General features: G+C 42.1%; 15 protein-coding genes. 3 read left to right on the top strand and 12 right to left on the bottom strand.

Annotation, left to right across the window (positions count from 1 at the left end):
• Nucleotides 1-119: 119 nt before the first annotated feature.
• A complete protein-coding gene (gene pmbA, locus PR699_RS13695) occupies nucleotides 120-1,475 on the bottom strand; it encodes a metalloprotease PmbA (protein ID WP_004925502.1) in 1,356 nt (451 codons plus the stop codon).
• Nucleotides 1,476-1,633: 158 nt separating this feature from the next.
• Between pmbA and yjgA the strand changes: the two genes are divergently transcribed.
• Complete coding sequence (gene yjgA, locus PR699_RS13690) at nucleotides 1,634-2,179, top strand: ribosome biogenesis factor YjgA (RefSeq protein ID WP_004925504.1); 546 nt, start codon at nucleotides 1,634-1,636, stop codon at nucleotides 2,177-2,179.
• A gap of 56 nt (nucleotides 2,180-2,235) precedes the next feature.
• Here the strand turns inward: yjgA and PR699_RS13685 are convergent, their stop codons facing one another.
• Nucleotides 2,236-3,792, bottom strand: a complete 1,557-nt coding sequence (locus PR699_RS13685; protein WP_272572916.1) for a leucine-rich repeat domain-containing protein — start codon at nucleotides 3,790-3,792, stop codon at nucleotides 2,236-2,238.
• 490 nt (nucleotides 3,793-4,282) lie between these two features.
• On the opposite strand from PR699_RS13685, the gene PR699_RS13680 reads away from it, so the two are divergent.
• Together PR699_RS13680 and PR699_RS13675 are read left to right on the top strand one after the other, a co-directional pair.
• Nucleotides 4,283-4,615, top strand: a complete 333-nt coding sequence (locus tag PR699_RS13680) for a low molecular weight protein tyrosine phosphatase family protein (RefSeq protein ID WP_004925512.1) — start codon at nucleotides 4,283-4,285, stop codon at nucleotides 4,613-4,615.
• A 173-nt stretch (nucleotides 4,616-4,788) separates the two neighbouring features.
• The gene (locus PR699_RS13675) at nucleotides 4,789-6,372 is read left to right on the top strand and encodes a hypothetical protein (RefSeq protein WP_014657568.1); all 1,584 of its coding nucleotides are present in this window, start codon (nucleotides 4,789-4,791) and stop codon (nucleotides 6,370-6,372) included.
• A 41-nt stretch (nucleotides 6,373-6,413) separates the two neighbouring features.
• Here PR699_RS13675 and PR699_RS13670 read toward each other — a convergent pair whose 3' ends face one another.
• From PR699_RS13670 to mreC, 10 genes are read right to left on the bottom strand one after another with little or no spacing between them, the layout of a single operon-like run.
• Complete coding sequence (locus tag PR699_RS13670) at nucleotides 6,414-7,010, bottom strand: alpha/beta hydrolase (RefSeq protein ID WP_014657567.1); 597 nt, start codon at nucleotides 7,008-7,010, stop codon at nucleotides 6,414-6,416.
• A gap of 59 nt (nucleotides 7,011-7,069) precedes the next feature.
• Entirely contained in the window at nucleotides 7,070-7,357 is a 288-nt protein-coding gene (locus PR699_RS13665; protein WP_004925519.1) for a barstar family protein, read from the bottom strand.
• Nucleotides 7,358-7,369: 12 nt separating this feature from the next.
• Nucleotides 7,370-7,855: a ribonuclease domain-containing protein gene (locus PR699_RS13660; protein WP_041705188.1), complete on the bottom strand. Its 486-nt coding sequence runs from the start codon at nucleotides 7,853-7,855 to the stop codon at nucleotides 7,370-7,372.
• Nucleotides 7,856-7,869: 14 nt separating this feature from the next.
• Nucleotides 7,870-9,315, bottom strand: a complete 1,446-nt coding sequence (gene tldD / locus PR699_RS13655) for a metalloprotease TldD (RefSeq protein WP_014657565.1) — start codon at nucleotides 9,313-9,315, stop codon at nucleotides 7,870-7,872.
• A 5-nt stretch (nucleotides 9,316-9,320) separates the two neighbouring features.
• Nucleotides 9,321-10,175, bottom strand: coding sequence for a deaminated glutathione amidase (gene nit1 / locus PR699_RS13650; protein ID WP_004925524.1), 855 nt, complete (start codon nucleotides 10,173-10,175; stop codon nucleotides 9,321-9,323).
• Entirely contained in the window at nucleotides 10,175-13,969 is a 3,795-nt protein-coding gene (gene yhdP / locus PR699_RS13645; RefSeq protein WP_071821175.1) for an AsmA2 domain-containing protein YhdP, read from the bottom strand. Before yhdP ends, nit1 begins: the two co-directional genes overlap by 1 nt.
• A gap of 22 nt (nucleotides 13,970-13,991) precedes the next feature.
• A complete protein-coding gene (gene rng / locus PR699_RS13640) occupies nucleotides 13,992-15,461 on the bottom strand; it encodes a ribonuclease G (protein ID WP_004925530.1) in 1,470 nt (489 codons plus the stop codon).
• Nucleotides 15,458-16,045: a nucleoside triphosphate pyrophosphatase gene (locus PR699_RS13635; RefSeq protein ID WP_004925534.1), complete on the bottom strand. Its 588-nt coding sequence runs from the start codon at nucleotides 16,043-16,045 to the stop codon at nucleotides 15,458-15,460. The genes rng and PR699_RS13635 overlap by 4 nt, the downstream gene beginning before the upstream one ends.
• Before the next feature lie 40 nt (nucleotides 16,046-16,085).
• Nucleotides 16,086-16,574 (bottom strand): rod shape-determining protein MreD, encoded by a 489-nt coding sequence (mreD, locus tag PR699_RS13630; RefSeq protein ID WP_004925536.1) that lies wholly within the window; start codon nucleotides 16,572-16,574, stop codon nucleotides 16,086-16,088.
• Between the two features lie 39 nt (nucleotides 16,575-16,613).
• Complete coding sequence (gene mreC, locus PR699_RS13625) at nucleotides 16,614-17,582, bottom strand: rod shape-determining protein MreC (RefSeq protein ID WP_004925539.1); 969 nt, start codon at nucleotides 17,580-17,582, stop codon at nucleotides 16,614-16,616.
• Between the last annotated feature and the right edge of the window lie 64 nt (nucleotides 17,583-17,646).

Raw genomic sequence — 17,646 nt, 5'->3', positions numbered from 1 at the left:
GTTTCCCACGATAGGCTTTGCAGGCAAAGCGCTTGAAGCCACTTTATCAGGCAAAAAATAAATCTATTCTGTTTATTGATAAGGCACTTCAAAAGGAGTGCCTTATTCATTTGAGCAAATTACTCTCCCGCAATACTCATTTCAGGTAACAATACAGAGCCACACTGAATATTACTGCGAGTTTCAATATCATCAGCAATCGTGACGATATTTGCCCACATATCTTTTAAATTACCCGCTATTGTGATCTCGCTGACAGGATATTGGATTTCACCATTCTCCACCCAAAAACCGGAAGCACCACGTGAATAATCTCCGGTGATCCCACTGACCCCTTGCCCCATCAGTTCAGTAACAACCAGTCCTGTTCCCATTTGTTTTAGCAATGCTTCGAATGACAGCCCCTGACCAGCAATACGCCAGTTATGGATCCCTCCAGCATGCCCTGTACTTTGCAAGCCTAACTTTCTGGCTGAATAAGAGGTCATTAGCCACGTTTGCAACACACCATTTTCAATAATATTGCGCTCAGTGGTGCGAACCCCTTCACTGTCGAATGGCGATGACGCTAATCCACCGATTAAATGCGGCTGTTCAGTGATGGTTAACCAATCAGGTAAAATTTGCTTACCTAAGCTATCGAGTAGAAAAGAAGATTTGCGGTAAATACTACTTCCACTAATTGCCCCAACAAGATGACCAAACAACCCTGTCGCCACTTCAGCAGCAAAAATAACAGGTGCCTTCATCGTTGGCAGCTTTCTCGGTGAGAGGCGTGCCAATGTACGACGAGCGCACTCTTGCCCCACCCATTCAGGCGATTTCAAAGCACTTAAGCTGCGCCCGATGGTATAAGCATAATCACGTTCCATTTCACCATTTTGCTCTGCGATCACACAACTCGACATCGAATAACGGCTTGAGCAATAGCTTTGTAGCATACCGTGAGAGTTACCAAAAACCCGCACGCCATAATGACCATTAAAGCTTCCCCCTTCCGTATTCACAATACGCGGGTCAACCTTAAGTGCCGACATTTCCGCTTGTGACGCCAATTTAATTGCTTCTTCAGGAGTGATATTACTGGCTTGGAATAGTTGTAAATCAGGGGCATCAAAGGCTAATAGTGACTTCTCAGCAGGGCCTGCACATGGGTCTTCCGATGTGTAACGGGCAATGTCTACCGCAGCTTGCACTGTACGCTCAATCGCTTCGGGGCTTAAATCTGTTGAAGAGGCGCTCCCTTTACGTTGGTTGTGATAAACGGTGATCCCAAGTGCGCCATCACTATTGAATTCAACATTTTCGACTTCTCCTTGACGGGTACTGACACTAATTCCAGTGCTTTTGTTCACAGCAACTTCAGCGGCATCACAACGACTTTTTGCAAAATGAAGCGCCCGTGCAACCGCCTCTTCTAAATTTTTACGTTGTTCGCTGACTTGTTCAGTTAAATTCATCGATTCAATCCACATAAAATGGGGGAAACCCGGCTTTTTTTACACCAACTCACAAATGTCGGGTGTCATCAGGGCTTTTTCCCAGTTACAATACATAATATATGAATGTTAACATCCACAACGCGGCAGGTCATGCAATTACACGCTGCGTTCTGTAAAAAGGAAATCGATATATGGCCAAACAGCCTGAAGACTGGCTGGATGATGTCCCAGCGCCGCAAGATGAAGACGATGATGAGATCATTTGGGTCAGTAAAAGCGAAATTAAACGCGATGCTGAAGTTCTCAAAAAACTGGGGGCCGAACTTGTTGAATTAAGCAAAAATGAACTTGAGCGCATTCCACTTGATGCTCAGTTACTAGATGCCATTGAACTGGCACAAAAAATCAAGCGTGAAGGTCGTCGTCGCCAACTACAATATATTGGTAAGTTGCTACGCTCTCGAGACGTTGACCCCATCACAGAGGCTTTAGATAAACTGAAAAATCGCCATAATCAGCAAGTTGTCATTCTGCATAAGCTTGAAGACCTGCGTACACGCCTTATTGAAAATGGTGATGATGTTATCGAAGAAGTCGTTGCTCTGTTTCCCCATACAGATAGACAACAACTTAGAGCATTGGTACGTAACGCTAAAAAAGAGCGTGAAGGCAATAAGCCACCAAAAGCCTTCCGCCAAGTTTTTCAATATTTAAAAGAGCTGTCCGAAAGCGCTTAAATCACCATCCCCTATACCACTCACAATATGCTATAGGGGATGATGTCAAAAATAGATTAAAAACTAACCCCTAAACATTGCCTTGCTTCTTTTATATCAACTTCATATTCACCCATAATGAATTTTTTAAGGTTCTCTCTGAGTACGATTGCATCAATAATTGTTTGATCTTCTAAGACACTATCAATAACCAATGTATTCCAATTTTTGACGGCTAATAGTGCTTGAACCACCTGATTACCATAGAACGGATTATCACTCTTTAGAAAATTAGCGATATATTGTAGCTTAGGAAGTTTTTGTAAAATATTGATATGACTTTCTTCCATATAGAGAATTGAAAAAGAGAGTTTTTTTAATTTTTTTAACTCAGAAAACTCATCAGGTAGCCATCTCATTTTATGATTATAACTCATATCCAAGTGTGTAAGATGTGTTGACTTGGTTAATGCAATTGGAAAAGTATCCATTAGACAATGGCTGATATTCAGTTCATATAATTTGGGTTGTGGTGCAGTAATATTGATATTTGCATTACCCGATAGCAGTAACACCTTTAAACTTTGAAGTGCTTTATCGATAAGAAATAAGGTTTCTTCATCTTGAAAACCAAGATCTAAATATTCTAAATTGACTACCTGATATAAAATACAAGGGAACTCGGTAAAATTACAATGGCTTAACAATAGTTTTTTCAATTGATTGAGTACAGGTAGTTCTTCGGGTAAACTTGAAATAGTGTTAAAACTTAAATCAATGGATTCTATCTGATTGATATTTAATATATCTATTGGAAATTCAGTCAACGAGCAGCACGCTAAATTAATGGATTTTAAATGGTCAGTCTGCATGCCCTTCAACGATAATTCTTTTAGCGGATTATTTGATAAATCTAGCTCTTTAATATTTTCAAGCTGAAATATTTCTTCGGGCATTTCTGTAAGATTTAGGTTAGACAAATTAAGTTTAGCATTTTTTGATGCTTTAAACTTATCTATTGCCTTCTGAACTTGACTTACTATATTACCATTTTTCTTAATCGAATTACCTTTTTTTATCGCCTCAATTATTTTATCTATTTTGATATTTTCTTCGGCGTCATCATAATACTTTCCAGATAATACGTCTTTTGCATGATACCTTAAATCTTGGAAACCTAAAAAGATACCTTTACTCCCCTTATCATAGATTGAAAAACAGTGGTCATCCGAAATAATATATTCCGCTGTGACTTTACCTGTTATATTTATCACTCCATGATTATAAATTCCTATCATGGTTTGCTCAACGGTCACATCCCCCTTGATGATAATACAAGCTCCCCCAAATGCTATGTTCTTAGCTGATACATTCCCTTTTACAATAACAGTTGGACCATAATCTACATTACTTTGAGTTAACGCATTTTCGATAATAAGGTCTTTTTCAAAAAGAATAATAGTCCCTCCCATCTCGTCTATATCATCAATTTCTAAAGAGTCCAATGTGACACTTTCTTTGACCCGTAAAAGTCGACCGTTATAATAATCCTCAAGATAACTAGGTAGAAACTCGAGATGGTATTTTTTAACACAATCGGAAAAACTGATGTTTATTCTTTCAAAAAAATTCATTTCCCTTACCTTATTTAGCATTATTTTATTATAATAAATCTAGCTTTAGTCATAAATATTCAATTATCATTAACTTTGCGATAAATGTAAAATGATTAAACCCAATAACAGTAGAATAATCATTATTAGGATATAAATAACGTAATAATCCTAAAAAACGTTAACTATCTTGCATTTGCTTGATAGTCATACAATGTCTCCGTATGATACTGACGTTAATCATATTCTTACCCGTATTATCGCGGCTGCTATCCCCGATAACCTTATGTGGAAGATATGGATAATTCAAGAAATCGAGCATGGCGTAGAGCCAAAAATAGAATCCACTCGCCGCGAAAAAAACGAGATCGCTTTCCCGCTGAGAAAAATTGGAAACAGATGTATGGGCGTAGGAAAAAATTATTCGCGCGACACAGCTAGGTATGGCATACCCCCAAATCAGTAACAGACAGCTTGCTCTGAAAGGTTTGGAGGAAATACATAACAGTAAATGAATATTTTATTTATTTGTAGTCGTAACCAATGGCGTAGCCCAACCGCAGAGCAAATTTGGCGCCACCATCCAAGCTGGTCGGTACGCTCTGCTGGCACCAGTAGCAATGCAAGACGCCGAATTACCGCAGATTTGCTCCGTTGGGCTGATGTTATTTTTGTCATGGAACAAAAACATAAAGATCGGCTAAAAGCCAATTTTACTCGCCTACTCGAACACAAATCACTTTATGTACTCGATATTCCTGATGAGTATCAATACATGGACCCGCAATTAATTGAGATACTTAAAGATATTGTTCCAAGTTATCTCAGCGAGTTTATCCCGTAAGAAATGACGATAAGTGAAACCTTTTTTAATTACCCATAAAGAAGGTTTTATCACAAAATTGATTGAGCCAACATCGAACCTACCGTGTTATCTATTTTATGATTAAAAAAACATTTTATTGGCTTATTCAATATAAAAACCCATAATTCAAACACAATAGGATGTTATCAAAAATGAAAAAATGGTTAGCCTCTCTTTTTAAAAAAGGACAAGAAAATTATCCTGTCGTTTGGAATACGAATATCACGCCAATCTATCAGCATTTATTGCCTTGGATAAACGAATTATCCCCACTCCCTGAATCACTGTCTGAGCTCCCAGATACAACTGAAGTCGATGAAAATACAATTCGTTGGGCTAATGGCGCTGAAGATGGTGTATTCAGCCACCACGGAATGGGGGCTTCTGAAATCACTGCTAGCGAAATTTACACTTCACTAAAAAGAGCGCTGGAGAAAAACGACAAAGAATCGGTTTATCATTTCTATCAGCAAGTCGCCGAACAAAGCCCGTTATCTTATATCGACGATCTAATCCATTTAATCGTCGATAAACAAGAGATCCATGCGCCAAAATTGGAAGCCTTTACCGACTGGTTACTCCACAATAGCCCCGATACTAATGTGGTTAAATTGGCCATTTCCTTTACTGTGTTTTTTCCAAGTGATGAACGCCTTAAGACACTTTATTGTCTTGCTTGCCATGATGAATTCACGCTTTACACTATTATCCCAATCCATGCGATGCTCACATCCACATCTGACTATGATGCAATGTGGCTAAAGTTAGCAAAACGTGTTGAAGGCTGGGGGCGCGTACATCTTATTGAACATCTACCCGATGAAATAAGTGAGGAAACCAAGCAATGGATACTGACTACAGGCTATCAAAATAGTGTTATGGTTGAATATACCGCTTGGCACTGTGCAACCTATTGCCACTTGGCAGATGCATTAGAAACACAAAATGATAGCCAATTATTAGTAGCCTCATCCGATATTATTCAAGCGTTGCTAGGCGGTGGACCGGCACGTGATATCAATGACTATGATGATGCTTTTCGTTGTTGCTTCAATTACTTGAGCCGCATTTTAGAACAAGATTATTTATTAGACTATTATTTTACTGTACTCGGCATTAATGATTATTTTCAAGAAAATAGCGAGAAATTTGAAAATAGCACAGCCATCACTTCATTAGCACAAACTATATTGGATAACCCTATATGGGATAAATTAATCGCTCAAGGTTTAAATAGTGATGATGATATCTTATTCCGTAATAGCACCAGTATAGCCAGAGCCCGTGGTCAAGATATCTTCCCTTATCTATACGAAAAACAGTTAAATCACCCTGAGAATGATTTGTGGTTTGAGTTAATGAAAACGAACGATATAGACCAAGTCAAACAAGTGATAGCCTTAGCAGAGCAGCAGCTCCCATTAGAAGCAATATCGACAGGGCCGAGTGATAGCCTTGGTCTTGGTGCTGGCTATGTACAACATGGAAAACTTGATTTTATTTTACAAGAATTACCGCGTTTTCCTGGTGTCGGTTTATCTATGATCCTCTGTGGGTTGCAAAGCCCTGTAGTGCGTAACCGTAATATGGCTCTTAGGGCATTAGCGAATTGGAAAAGAGAAGATTGGCCTCAAGACTTAGAGCCATTGCTGACTCAATGTCATGCCATTGAGCCGGATAACGAAGCCAAGGCAAGATTTGCAGCCCTCTTACGGGGCGAGCCACTTGAAGATTAATAAAATCAGGCTGGTTGACTTCAATCAGCCTTATTTTATATTCAGTTAAATTGAGTTTTTATTGAGTGAAGTAATGTTGGGAATTCTGTATACCCTTCTCTATCAAGGAAATGCCCAGCTTCTTCCTCAATAATCACTTCGGTTTGTAATGCCTTGGCGAGTGTTTGTGATGATTGTGGTGAAACGACCCAATCATTGGTAGAGATAATTGAAATCCTTTTATCTGCTATATCAATTAAATATGGGTAATCTAATCGGCTCAACGTGTGAGGCTTTAATTCAGGTAGTGTGCTTTGCTCCTGATCAAAACCCGCTACTAAAATATAGCCACCGACTTTATTGCCTTTTGCAACCTGCTGCTCTAAAAAGCGCAATACGGTCACACACCCTAGGCTATGCCCAATAAATAGGGTATTTTCATCAATCTCAATTGCTAAGTTTTTGAGATGTTGTTGCCACTTTAATGGCTCGGGTGATAGCGGTTCAGGCATTTCAGGTACATACACTAACGCGCCTAACGACGCTAACTCAGCCTTTAACCATGGAAACCAGTTTTTTTCTGGTGAAGCGGTATAACCATGCACAATGACAAACTTCTTACCTTTCAATGACTCATTTTGAGAAACGTCATTTGCCATTTTTATTTCTCCATAACCTTAATCAGTTGGCATATACTATACCACGCATCATTTAATGGTTATTTAGAATTTTTCGTTATATCTAGGGCGAAAATAAACTCATCTTCCCACATATCTTGTGCATCATTCATTACATCAATAATATCCGAGAATTCTATCCGCTGAGTTGATGTCATGTGGCTAAAAACAATGGTAATAGGCAGCTCTAGCCCCGCAGAGACCATATCCCAAAGGGCATCAAGATTGTGACCAAACCAATTTGGCAGCGAGAACCGTTGTGAAAATTGCAAATAAAAGTCTTCAACTGTTTTGATCTGCCGAAAGTCAAAAACTATTTTTTGGTTCATCGCTGCTATCTCTTAGTTTACCTGCTGGAAGCTTTTATAGTGATCTGTGGTGACATAAATCATGCCATCGGAGGAGTATAGCAAACGGTCTGCACCGCGGTGCCCACAGTTGTAATTGATATCAGCCTCATACCATTGACGATTCGGAGCGATGGGTAACCGCTTCTCTCGATTAGAGAACCTATCTCCCCCAATCGCTTTCCCAGGTAGTACATCACACAGGTTCCCCTGTTTCGGCTCCCAACCAGCCTGACGAGCCGCTTTTTTCGTGATGTAAAAACTCGGCAATTGCTGATGTTTTTGCATATAGCTCACCACATTTGCCTGTTTGGTTAGTTCATCAATTTTCTGGGGATGCGCCTGTTGTTCTGTTGTTTGCGCTGGCACTGAAACAGGCCTTTCGGCCTGTTTTTTGTCTTGTTGTTCACCCGCATTAAAATATAAGCTAAGCGCGATCAAGACCGCCATCAACAGCATTGAAATAATCCGTTTATTCATTGCTTAATTCCAATTTATGCGGTGCCGCCAACAGTCATTTTATCCAATTTCAGTGTCGGTTGCCCAACACCAACAGGCACACTTTGCCCTTCTTTTCCGCACACACCCACTCCCTTGTCGAGCGCAAGATCGTTACCTACCATGGAGATTTGCTGCATTGCTTCAACGCCAGAACCAATGAGCGTTGCGCCTTTAACCGGAGAGGTAATTTTGCCATTTTCAATTAGATAAGCTTCAGAAGTTGAAAAAACAAACTTACCGGAAGTAATATCAACCTGACCACCACCAAAATTAGGTGCGTAGATGCCTTTATCCACGCTAGAGATAATCTCTTCAGGCGTTGACGTACCCGGCAACATATAGGTATTGGTCATACGAGGCATTGGTAGGTGCGCATAAGATTCACGACGCGCATTTCCGGTTGGTGCGACCCCCATTAAACGTGCATTCAATTTATCCTGCATGTAATTTTTCAAAATACCATTTTCAATCAAGACATTATACTGACCCGGTACACCTTCATCATCGATGGCTAAAGAGCCTCGACGGCCTGCAATTGTGCCATCATCAACGACAGTACAAAGAGGAGATGCGACCAGCTCACCAATTTGCCCTGAGAAAACAGACGTGCCGCGACGGTTAAAATCACCTTCTAAGCCATGTCCTACCGCTTCGTGAAGCAATACGCCCGGCCAGCCTGCCCCCAATACAACAGGCATCATACCAGCTGGCGCTGCAATCGCTGACAGATTAACCAGTGCCATACGTACCGCTTCTTTCGCATACTGCTCTGCAAGCACTTGTCCTTGATGAATTTCAAGAAAATATTCGTAGCCATAGCGCCCGCCGCCACCGCTAGCACCGCGCTCACGCTTACCTTCATGCTCCACCAGCACACTGACAGATAAACGAACTAATGGGCGAATATCGGCCGCTAACGTACCGTCCGTTGCTGCTACTAATACTTGCTCATAAACACCCGTTAGGCTTGCATTGACTTCGATCACTCGCGGATCTTCTGCTCTTGCAACCTGATCAATACGGTGCAATAACGCAATTTTGTCCTCTCGTGACAAGCTTTGCAGTGGATCCGTTTCTGAGTATAGCTTCTTGTAGCCCACTTCAGTCAAAATTTGTGATTTACCGTTACCTTGCTCGCTGACGATGCTACGTGCCGCAGTCGCGCTTTGCTGTAACGCCATCAACGAAACCTGATCGGCATAGGCAAATCCCGTTTTTTCGCCACTTATCGCTCTAACACCGACGCCTTGGTCAATGTTATAAGAGCCGTCCTTGATGATGCGATCTTCTAATACCCACGCTTCGTGGTAGCTTGATTGAAAATAGAGATCCGCATAATCAATTTTACGCTCAGATAACAAGCCTAGTGTGTCGTACAGTTTTTGATGGTCAAGACCATTGGCGGCCAGCAAATGTTCGCTGACAGAAGCTAAACTCATATTGGTTACTCTTTTATTGTGTCTTTTTTAATCAATGAAGTCAGTTGCGGCCTAAAGCGGTTATGTTTCACCACTCGGATTTGTTCCCGCATCCCACTTAAATTTTCAGTTTGAATATTTAAAACCGTCGATGCTACAGCATCAACGTTCTTTTTCATAACTTTACCCCAACCATCGACGGCTAAGGTGTGGCCCCACGTTCTGCGCGTACCATGTACACCAACTTGAGCGGGCGCTAATATAAAACATTGGTTCTCTATCGCCCTTGCACGCAGCAGTGGCTCCCAATGTGCTTTACCGGTATAACGCGTGAAAGCGGCAGGTACAGAGATAATCTCAGCCCCCTGCTCACGCAAGGCTTGGAATAAACCAGGGAAGCGGAGATCATAACAGATTGTCATACCTAATCGACCTACAGGCGTATCAACCACCGTGATATGTTCACCACGCTGATAAATAACCGATTCATTATAGGTTCCCTGCTCATCTTCAATATTCACATCAAACATGTGGATCTTGTCATAGCGCGCCTGAATCTGCCCTTGGGAATCAATTAAAATACTGCTGCTCGTAATGCGTTCAGGATCCTCACGGCTGATCAATGGCATTGAGCCAATTAAAATCCAGACATTGTAGCGCTTCGCCATATTGGCAATAGCTTCTTGTAAAGGGCCTTGCCCTTCTTTTTCGGCCTGTTTACGGTAAGTCGCCGCATCTGCGAACAACAAGGCATTTTCAGGTGTCAATACTAACTCAACAGTCTCTGGCAACTGCTTAATTTGCTGCTCAATCTGTGCCAAATTATGTTTCGTATTTTTACCGCTGCATAACTGCAAAAGTGCAACATTGCCATTTTTCATTACTCTTGAGTCTCCTTTAGCTGACGCAATACTTCATCAATTTTGGGTTCATCCAAGCTTCCTGTCACACGGTAACGTATCACAGAAATTTTGCTCCATAGCGGACCTAATACTTTTGATGCAGCAAAAACCGCTGCACCCGCAATCGGGTTAACTGCAAATGCCGTTGCTACTCCTACTGTAGCAGATATTTCGGGCGTCACGACCGCTTCACCGTTAATTTGGCGTTTCACCAAATCAATTTCCCCACTTAACGTAATATCGGCAACTAACCCATCAATGTACACATCTTTTGCTGATAGAATACCATTACGGATCTTGGCATTACCTTTAATTGAGTCAAAGTCAAAGTCATTACTAAAGGTATCGCGAAAATCAAATTGAAGTTTGCGTAATAGTGCATCAAAACTCACTAGCCGTAACAGTTGGCCCGCTCGCCCTCCGCCCATTTTAGCGATCGCGCCTTTACCAAGCTTACTTGATAACGCGCCATTAAGGGTTGCAATATCTGGCGACCAAGGTACATCTTGCCAATTGAGTTCGAAATCAAGCGTATAAGGTGAACCGATGATAGGAACTAAAATACCATAGTAAGCGGCTGTTTCATCAAATTGCTCCCCACTTAAGGAGCCTGCAATTTGTGTACGGTTTTGTTTACCGCTTTGCCATAAAGCATCTAATTTTAATTGAGTGGCGCTATTACTTAATGTTCCACCACTTAGTTGCAATGTATTTCCTTGCGGCTTCAAGTGGGCACTCAATTTCCCTAATTTTTGTCCACCTGCCCAGCAATCTTGGCAATTAACCGTCATTTCAGGCCAATGGCTAAAGTTGAATGAGGAAGAGTCATTGCTACTGGTTGTTTGTTCCCCAGGGAATGCCATTGGGTTGTAATACAGGTAATCGATATTCAGCACCCAAGGCTGTTGAGCAAAAATCTGTAATTCCCCTTTAAGATTTTCGCTTGATACCTTAATTTGCTGCTCTTTAGCCAACAAGTTAAATGAGAGGTCTAAATTTTGCCATGCTTGTCCACCTAAAGACAGGGATGGTGTCTTCACTCTCACTGTTTCAGGTAAGCCAATATTTATCGATTTACCACCTTGATCTGCTGAAAAAAATGTATCGACTGTTTTTAACCATTGTGGGTTAGTAATCACTGGCAAATCAGCAAGTAGCATTGATGACTGCGGTAACTCTGGTGGCTTGCCATTCCATTTTGCCAGAGTGCCTTTTTCTAAACGTAATTGTGGTGCTCTCAGATCCCAACGCGTGTTGAAACCAATACGCCGACCAATATCACCGCCTATATTTAAATGCGTCGATGAGCCTTTAGCTGTTGCATTGACCGTCCCTAACTCTTTAAGTAAGCGATCGTCCAATGCAGGGAGGCGGCTTTTCAGTTTTTTTAAACCAGCAGAGAATTCCACGGCAAGAGCCATATCATCGGACGGCGAATGTGGAAGTGTAATTTCAATATGACTGTTCCAATCGCTGGTTCCCGCCACTTTTTGCTTTAATGAATCAGGCAATTGAGCAATTTTTGCTATATCCCAATTTCCCCCTAGATCCACCTTCACTTGGTAATCTTTAGGGTTATCAACCGTTGAAAAATTGACGTCGACAGGTTGCCCCAGCCATTGTGCTTTTAATTTATCACCGACCAAATCGCCGTTGTTAAATTTAAACTGCCCCGTCAACTCCGTGAGCTTACTGTCGATAGGCTTAATCAATAAATCATTTTTATTCAGATTGATATTCCCTTTCGCGTTAACTTCCTTGCCGTGTGCTAACGGAATAGATAAAGCGAGATCACCTGTTACCATGCCTCCAATTTGCAACTCATCTAACGTATTGCCAATCGAGCTTTTCAGTGGTGTCATACTAAAATACTGCTGTATTTGTGAGCCTGTACCCGCTAAATCAGCCTTAATAAATAGCATTTCATTTTGATAATTCGGAATATCAGCGGTTAGCTGTGTGGCTGTTGCTTCACCTAATTTGACACTGTCTGCACGCATTGCCAGACCTGAACGTTTAAAATCAAGGTTAATGTCTAAATTAGATAAAGCAGGCCAACCTTTATCATACTCAAAGGTCGCTTTGCGTAAGGGCACAAAGACTTGGAACTGACCATCGTTCTGATTAAATGGGAAATGTTTAGGGTCACCCTTGAAGACGACTGTCGCATCTTTCGCTTGCCCTGCGATGATAGCGTTTGATAGGTAGTCCGCTAGGCTTTCCCCCATCAACTGTTGCGGGAAATAGCGCCACGCTTCTCCCGCATTATCAATATTGACGCCCGCTAAGATGCTCAGGTCAGTATCATCACTTTTTTTCGACTGATAAAAACTAAACTGCCCATTCGCCCATAATGAAGAGGCCTGTATATCCAGTTGGTCGCTCCACAACTTGAATTGATTGTCATCATTTTGCCAATACAGTTGTCCGCGTGCTTTATCAATTTGAAAAGGGGCTTTAAATTGAGGCTCATAGTCAACATAACTCTTATCTAATGTCGCAGAGAGAACCCCTCGCTGCGCATTCCCGACCAAGACACCCGTGAAGTGATCAACCGAAGGGAGTTGTTTCCATTTTTTCCAACTGACATCCTGCCAGTCCATATCAATTTGCGTGTGCTCAAGTTGATCGGGAGTAATATCTAGAGCAAAAACGGATAATAAACCTTTCGGTTGGCGATGCTGCCATTCTTGCACCGTTTCTGGCGTCACAAATGAAAAAGTAGGTAAGATTTCACTAAGGCGCTCTAACTCAATATTTTTAGCTCGGATCCGCCAGTGATCTTTTTGGTGGTATTTCATCGATGAAGGCAGATAAAGTACCGAAACACTCCCATTCGGCCAAATATATTCATTGGTTTTTAATGTATCTAACTCAGGAATATTAAATAACCAGCCTTCCCCTTGCCTTCTCATGCGGATGAGTAAGTCATTAACTTGTAGGTTTTGCGCTAAAGGGGCTTCCCCCCAATTCGCTTCGCCTTGTCGTAACTGCAAGAGGCCGCTATCAATACGATTATTTTTGATGGTAACCCAAGAGGATAAGCTAAAATTGGCATCGCGCAGCCCAGTATTTTCACGTAACCAGCGACTTAACCATGGCTGCATATCTATATTGTCAGCTTGTAGATAAATGGTGCCGTCGCTCAAGATGCCGTTTTTATCTTTAATATCAATTTTGACTTGCAAAAAACCATGCTGCTTGTTGATCGTTTCTAAGCTAACAAACCCTTGGGCACGGTGGCGGCGTTGCTCATTCAACCAAGTTAATTCAGGTAAAATCAGGGTTGTTTTTTGCTCTGATGGCGTCAGAAAGGTCAGTTGGCTATTTTTGAGAGTAAAATGGTTAAATTGCTTTAGAAATAGCCCTTCAATACTATCACTATCAATCGGTTGTGCACGGCCTTCAAAACTAAAAGGCACTTTATAATCGACATTGAGCTGGTAGAAAGTGATGTCACGAAAACGCCATGTTAAGGAAAGTAACGAGCTCCAAATATCGAGTTCAACGGCGATTTTGCTGGCTTTTGCATCGACTTCTTCATTGCGAACAACCACATCGGTTAAGGTCAGAACCGGCCCAAACGATTGCCATGCCCCCTCAATTTCACCTATTTGTAAGGTGATATCCGTGTTTTTTTCAATATAGCCAATGATATCTTGCCGGTAATAGTTGATATTCGGTAAGAAGAAACGTAGCCCAGTGAGCAGCAATGCACCAAGCAGCAGCACGATAGCCGTCGTCATCCATACTACCCGTGGCAGTCGTTTCACCCGTTTCTCCTTCACGTAAAAACTACATCATGATGACATCAAACTGTTCCTGACTGTATAACGATTCAGTCTGAACTTTAACCTGCTTACCGACAAAAATTTCCACTTCCGCAAGGGCATGAGACTCGTCACCAGTCAGTGCATCAACCACTGATTGGGAAGCATAAACTAAGAACCTATCTGCATCGATTGTGCGATGAACACGAACAATTTCTCGTAAAATTTCATAACACACGGTTTCAACCGATTTTACTGTGCCACGCCCTTGGCAAGTTGGGCACACATCACACAAAACATGTTCAAGGCTCTCTCGGGTACGCTTACGCGTCATTTCCACTAGCCCTAGCTGAGAAAAGCCATTGATCGTGGTTTTTACTTTATCTTTACTAAGCGCCTGCTCCAAAGAGGCTAAAACACGGCGACGGTGCTCGATATCACTCATATCAATAAAATCGATAATAATAATACCGCCCAAATTTCTCAGCCGTAACTGACGAGCAATCGCTTGGGTCGCCTCTATATTGGTGTTAAAGATGGTCTCCTCAAGATTGCGATGCCCTACAAACGCCCCTGTATTGATATCGATTGTCGTCATCGCTTCAGTTTGATCGATAATCAAATAACCACCTGATTTCAATTCAACTTTCCGATCCATCGCGCGTTGGATCTCGTTCTCTACGTCAAACAAATCAAAAATCGGCTGGTTACCTTGATACAATTCAAGCTTAGCTGTCATTTCAGGAACATATTCTTCAATAAACTCCTGTAACTCCTTATAGGTTAGACGAGAATCCACACGAATTCTATCTAATGAAGCCCCCGCAAAATCACGAATTATCCGGTAAGCGAGTGATAATTCGCCATAAATTTTGGTGCGAGTGACATTACGTTTCTTCCGTTCAATGACTTTAGCCCACAAACGTTTGAGAAATGCCGCATCTTGCTTCACTTCATCTTCACCCACCCCTTCAGCAGCGGTGCGTATGATAAAGCCACCATTTTCATCGCAATATTGAGACACGCACTCTTTTAAACGCTCGCGTTCACTTTCACTTTCAATGCGCTGTGACACACCAACATGTGAAGCTCCCGGCATAAATACCAGATAGCGAGAAGGCAATGTAATATCTGTCGTGAGCCTTGCACCTTTCGTGCCTAAGGGATCCTTCACGACTTGAACAATCAAGTCTTGCCCTTGTTTAACAAGTTCAGCGATATCTCTAACATGGAAATTCTTTTGCTCATCCCCAGCAATGCACTCGGTATGAGGCATAATATCGGAGGCATGTAAGAAGGCAGCTTTATCCAGACCAATATCAACAAAGGCCGCCTGCATACCGGGCAACACACGGCTCACACGACCTTTGTAGATATTCCCTACAATTCCTCTTTTTGCTTCTCGCTCTACGTGGATTTCTTGCAAAATCCCACCATCAATATAAGCAACGCGCGTTTCAGATGGTGTAACATTTACTAGTAACTCAGCCGTCATGACATCCCCTTACCATCACTTAACGCTAAAAATCGTTGTATTAATTCATCTGTTTCTACTAACGGTAAACCAACAACTGCATGATAGCTGCCATTTATACGCCTTACATAACAGCCACCCTTACCTTGGATCCCATAGGCTCCAGCTTTATCCATAGGCTCCCCTGACTTTATATAATCCTGTATTTCAGTTAAAGATAACTCGCGGAACGTCACATCTGTCACAATCAATGCGCTGAGTGTGCGATCCATATCCGAGATTGCGACAGCCGTCATCACTTGGTGCGTATTTCCCGAAAGGGCTGACAGCATTTCTTGAGCATGCTGTTCATGGCGAGGTTTCTCTAGGATTTGATTATTAAGAACAACAATGGTGTCAGCCCCAATTACCGGGTATTTTTTAGGCGCTATTTTAACCCCCGCCTGTGATTTCTCCCGCGCCAAACGTTGAACATACGCTTCAGGAGTTTCACCCGGTTGCCATTGTTCCTCAACGTTGGGAAGCAAGATATCAAAATGATATCCTAATAGTTGCACAAGCTCTCTTCTTCTCGGCGAACCAGAAGCCAAATAAATATAACTCATAAAATGATATTCCAGAGATAATTGCCAGCCGGTAAAAATCTTAACACACTGAAAACTGACGACGAATTTTCCGTAATAGCAAAAACAGCCATGGCCACAGAATACCATTTACGAGACTATTCCAGAATACTTGAGGGTGGAATAATACCTGAGAAGAGACAAATTCAGCCCAAAAAACAGTCATATCCAGTATGATTGTCAGCAACACAATGATTAAGGCTTGCTGCCACAGCGCCATATTTCTCAGTAATTGGTATTTATAGGAGACAAGATAACAAATAATACTGTATGAAAGGGCGTGAACCCCCAATGCCGAACCTTGAATAGAGTCAACAATAATGCCAAGAATAAAGCTCGTTCCCACACTTACACGGTGCGGTAACGCCATAACCCAGTAGATAAGGATCAAAAGTAACCATGATGGCCGATAAAACGTAAATTGTTCCGGCCATGGGACCAATTGCAAAATCAATGCAATGAAAAAAGAAATCCAAATAATACTGCGACCATTACCGCGATATTCATCCATTTAACTAACCCTCTTTACCCATAGCCATTATACCTTCCTTTATGGTTGGGCTTCTTGAGACATTGATGGAGGTAACGGTGGACCCTGAATTTCACTCGGGTTTGGTAATACTTGTGGGAGCACCTTCATCAGACGCTCATTGGCAGCGCGATAGACCTCTGAAGGCTGTAATGGTGTAACGGCATCGTTATCATTACCCCATAATAGTAACAAATAGCGTAAGCGCTGCAACTCAGCACTTGGCCTTGCGCTAATAATCGTATAAGCCCGCTGAGTATCGTGCTTAACATTAGAGACAACGGCCACAGGGTAGCCTTCAGGGAAACGACCACCTAAACCGGATGTGACCAAAACATCCCCAACGCGAATATCCGTATTTTCAGGCAGTGGCTCTAACTGTAAGTCATCGGCACACCCCGACCCCGCGGCGATCACTCGGATATCATTACGTAATACCTGTACCGGTAGCGCATGGGTCGTGTCGCAAATCAGCAAGACGCGACTATTAAATTGGCTAACACCAACGACTTGCCCTACAACCCCTTTATCACTAATGACGGGCTGCCCTTCGTACACATTATCATTTTCACCTTTATCGATAACGACTTGGTCTCGATAAGGCGTGTTCGCTCCCGAGATCACTTGTGTGACCATCATGTGTTCATCTTGACGGAGCGGTGAGCCAAGTAATTCTCTCAGGCGAGCATTCTCTTGCTTTAATTGTTCGAGCAAAAGACTATCTGCTTTTTTCAACAACAATTCCTGACGCAATGCCTTATTTTCAAACTGGAGTTGTTCACGCGAGGAGAAATTTTCCGAAATATTATCAAGAAATTGACGTGGGCCATTAGCCAAAAAGTAAAATGGGCTAACCGCCGTGTCTAGATAGTTACGGATTTTATTGAAAGGCTCAAAGCGGTGATCGATCACGACCAGTGCGATTGCGGCAATAACAGCAATAAAAATACGCAGCTGGAGCGATGGACCTCGCCTAAAAATCGGCTTCATGTATGGCTGTGTTTCACTAAGTTCAGAGGAACAAAAATAGGCAAATCAGCAGCCGGGGCCAAAG

This window comes from Providencia sp. PROV268 (assembly GCF_028477805.1).
GTDB classification, from domain to species: domain Bacteria; phylum Pseudomonadota; class Gammaproteobacteria; order Enterobacterales; family Enterobacteriaceae; genus Providencia; species Providencia stuartii.
Note: the sequence above shows the minus strand (reverse complement) of the source record. Positions and strands in the feature narration are given on the sequence as shown.